Annotated in this window: 4 protein-coding genes and 1 pseudogene; 2 read left to right on the top strand and 3 right to left on the bottom strand. The window is 44.2% G+C overall.

Translation table 11 applies throughout. The features are described 5' to 3' along the window. Positions 1 to 82: 82 nt before the first annotated feature. The gene (locus IQ246_RS29165) at positions 83 to 844 is read right to left on the bottom strand and encodes an IS630 family transposase (protein ID WP_208492355.1); all 762 of its coding nucleotides are present in this window, start codon (positions 842 to 844) and stop codon (positions 83 to 85) included. A 113-nt stretch (positions 845 to 957) separates the two neighbouring features. Between IQ246_RS29165 and IQ246_RS29170 the strand changes: the two genes are divergently transcribed. Beyond that, the gene (locus tag IQ246_RS29170; RefSeq protein WP_194006770.1) at positions 958 to 1,884 is read left to right on the top strand and encodes a calcium-binding protein; all 927 of its coding nucleotides are present in this window, start codon (positions 958 to 960) and stop codon (positions 1,882 to 1,884) included. A gap of 151 nt (positions 1,885 to 2,035) precedes the next feature. Here IQ246_RS29170 and IQ246_RS29175 read toward each other — a convergent pair whose 3' ends face one another. Both IQ246_RS29175 and IQ246_RS29180 read right to left on the bottom strand, forming a co-directional pair. Continuing rightward, positions 2,036 to 2,206, bottom strand: a complete 171-nt coding sequence (locus IQ246_RS29175; RefSeq protein ID WP_194006771.1) for a hypothetical protein — start codon at positions 2,204 to 2,206, stop codon at positions 2,036 to 2,038. Continuing rightward, on the bottom strand, positions 2,155 to 2,301 hold the full coding sequence (locus tag IQ246_RS29180; protein ID WP_194006772.1) for a hypothetical protein: 147 nt from the start codon (positions 2,299 to 2,301) through the stop codon (positions 2,155 to 2,157). The genes IQ246_RS29175 and IQ246_RS29180 overlap by 52 nt, the downstream gene beginning before the upstream one ends. 55 nt (positions 2,302 to 2,356) lie before the next feature. Here IQ246_RS29180 and IQ246_RS29185 point away from each other — a divergent pair. After that, positions 2,357 to 3,403: pseudogene (locus IQ246_RS29185) on the top strand (DUF2157 domain-containing protein); the annotation flags it as partial.

Genomic DNA, 3,403 nt, shown 5'->3' on the forward strand with positions numbered 1-3,403 from the left:
TCCCCTCCTAATGATTATCATTTTCACACTCAGTGAGATTTAATTTCCTCAAAGCCTTATGTAGTTTGAATCTTGGTGTATTTCATCCTGATTCAGGCTTGTCAATATTTAGATGCGTTTGCCCTGCTACAAAGGGTAATATCCACCAATATGTTTCTCCTGATTGAGGGTGAACAAAACCATATAACCACAACCATTTAAATCGCCAATTAACCGAAGCTATTGGTTGTGTCCATTCATCAACCCACATCCTTCTAATAATTGGTTTGAGACCAATTCTATGTTCATCCATCGTCCACACTTCTACGTCGGCGTCAGGATGGTTTTTTTGGACTTGAGTGACCTCGGACGCTAACTTTTTTTTCCATTCCTCCTGCTCAAAATAATCTGTTTCTTCATGTGAAGGTCGAGGCACTCTCAAGCGAAATTTCATTTCTTTGAGATACTCCCACCCGCGTTGCCTACTCACTGAATATCCGACTAATTCGCTTATCCAATCTGCGACTTTTCGCCCGTTCCACAGCCCTCCATCAGTCGGAGGTGATTGTAATGCCTGCCATAATTGCGCTTGTTGTATATCATTTAAAAGTGTTTTTCCTCCAGGATGCTCATGTCTTTTGTCCCCTAATGATTCTGGTCCAATACGGTTATATCCCCACACAAGTTCATAAATCCAACTAACGCTATAACCAGTTATTTGTGAAACCTCTTGACTACTCCTTCGGGATGCTAGTAGCCAGATAATTTGGTAATGGCTTCTCTCCACACCGTCCTTTGCTTGACGGTAACGCTGTTCTAACTCGGTTAATGATAAATGTGGCTCTATACTAATATGTTTTGGCATTGGTACGGTAGATGCTTACAACAGAGGGTATATAATTTACTTTACTATGGGTGTGCCACCGGACATGATATGACGCATCTGATGCAACCAGTCCAACCTCAGTAAGCGTTAATTTGTTGACCAATTCCCTAATTGTGAATAATGTTCCTAGTCTGGGAACCCTAAACTTCACTGTCAAAAACTTTGAGAACGTCAGAGGTACAGCTCAAAACGACAGCATTACTGGTGACAATGCCAACAACATTCTCAGTGGTGGTGGTGGCAACGATGTGTTCGGTGGTAGCCAGGGCAATGATATCATCAACGGTGATGCAGGCACTGACACAGCAAACTACAGTGCGCTGGGACAAACCATCGTTCTCGGTACCACGGGTACTGTCACCAAAGCAGGTGGATTTGGTACTGATCAGCTAAACAAGATTGAAACCATCACGGCTTCTACCCTGCTGGGCGATACAATTAATGCCTCCGCTGCAACAGGTAGCACCAGCATTACGGCAAATCTGGCTATCAATAGCTTGATTGTGAACAGTGTTCCTAGTTTGGGAACCCTAAACTTCACTGTGAACAACTTTGAAAATGTGACAGGTACGGCTCAAAGCGACATCATTACTGGCAATACTGCCAGCAACATCCTCAGTGGCGGTGCTGGCAACGATTTCTTAGCGGGTGATGCTGGTAACGATACTCTTATCGGTGGTAATGGTACTGATGTCTTAGCCGGTGGTGCTGGTAACGATAGATTCACCTTGTTAAATCCTGCCGGAGGTGTAGATATCATCACTGATTTTGCCTCTGTCTCTGATAAAATCGCAGTTTCTGCCTCTGGTTTTGGTGCTGGTCTAACGTTAGGAACCCTTTCCAGTCTTAAGTTCATTGTGGGTGCCTCTGCAACTACCGCCGCTCATCGGTTTATCTATAATAACGCGGGTGGATTGTTCTTTGATGTTGATGGTAATGGTGGTGCTGCACAACAGCAGATTGCTAGCCTAACTCTTGCTCCAACACTGACATCCAGTAACATCCTGGTGATTGCTTAACAACTACGAGCAGCAAATTATCCAAAACTTCACCCAAAATCAAGAAGAATGATCTAGGGCGTGTCGTCAGTTAGGTTAACCAATTGCGTCATATTGCTTAACTGACGACACGCCCTAGAAAAACAAAAATACTGGGCATGGGGACACTTCTCTACGAGAGGCTGCGCCAACGAGAAGCGGTAGTTGAGCGCAGTCGAAACTCAGTGCATCGCTGGGGATTGGGAAAACATTCGCAAATATGTTTGGGGTTAGAGCAAATTCCATAATTTTTCATTTGAATACCACTACCCCAATGCCCCATGCCCAATGCCCCATGCCCCATGCCCGTCCATAGCGTAAAACCAGCAAATAACCTACTAAGTGCTTAAAAAAATTAACATTAGTCAGCCGAATAAATGTGACATAGTATAAAGTCAAAATATACTTTAATAAAATCAAATTATTTAAGTATATACTTATACGGCTGCGGCTTATGTCATCGCCCCTTGACCGTCCGCTGAAAATTGAAGTTAGGCTACCATCCTCCCATCCTCAGTTATTAACAGGACTTGATACCTGGTTGCGCTTGGGTTTGATATCTGACACCCAAGTTAGGCAGCTATGCCGAGAGTTTCTCGTTTGTGAGGTGGTATTACAACCTCAAGTTCAAGCAACTTCCGATCCTGTGCCGCAGTCGCCTGTAAAAGCTTTACAATCTAATAACCGCAGACAGCCGCGAGAAAAGCCAGTTAAACCCAGGTTTGTAGGCACAATGTTGCAGTCACTGGGGGCAGAATTGAGTGTCCGTTGGCTGCTGTTTTTAGGGGTATTCCTGGTAGTTTTGTCTTCTGGCGTACTGGCTGCTAGTCAGTGGGAGAGATTTCCCGCTTCTGGACAGTATGGGGTTTTGTTAGCTTATACCTTGAGTTTCTGGGGTTTAAGCTTTTGGGCAACTAAACAAAGTAACCTCAGATTAACGGCTCAAACATTGCTGATTGTCACCCTTTTACTAGTGCCGGTGAATTTTTGGGCAATGGATAGGTTCCAGTTGTGGCAAAATCCTTTGGACTGGATTGTTGTTGCGATCGCCTGGCCTACTCTGACAGCTATTACTGTTTTAGTCTGGAACAATCGAACTATTTTCCCCAATTTACATACTGGCAATTTACCTTTAGTCAATATTCTAGGGCTGAGTTATCTGCATTGGGGTTGGAAATTCCCCGGATTTCCCTTAATTGCCGTTTATTTGGCAATGATCGGCACAACCATTATTACGGTTTATCACGATCGCTACCGTCAGCATCACCCACCAATTCGTAGAGAACATCGGAGCGATCGCCGAGTTAGACTTGGAATTACCTTGCCCGCATTAGTAGTAATTTATGCCTTAGTATTACTGCTAATACGGGCGATTTTTGTTGTCAGACTAGATGTTCCTCAGTTAGGGTTAGCCATTGGCATTTGCGGCTGGCTAGTAACTTGGTTAGCACAGCAAAAAACATGGGGAGAAAAAATAATTTCCTCTTCCCCACTCCCCCCC

The organism is aff. Roholtiella sp. LEGE 12411 (assembly GCF_015206995.1).
Taxonomy (GTDB): domain Bacteria; phylum Cyanobacteriota; class Cyanobacteriia; order Cyanobacteriales; family Nostocaceae; genus Komarekiella.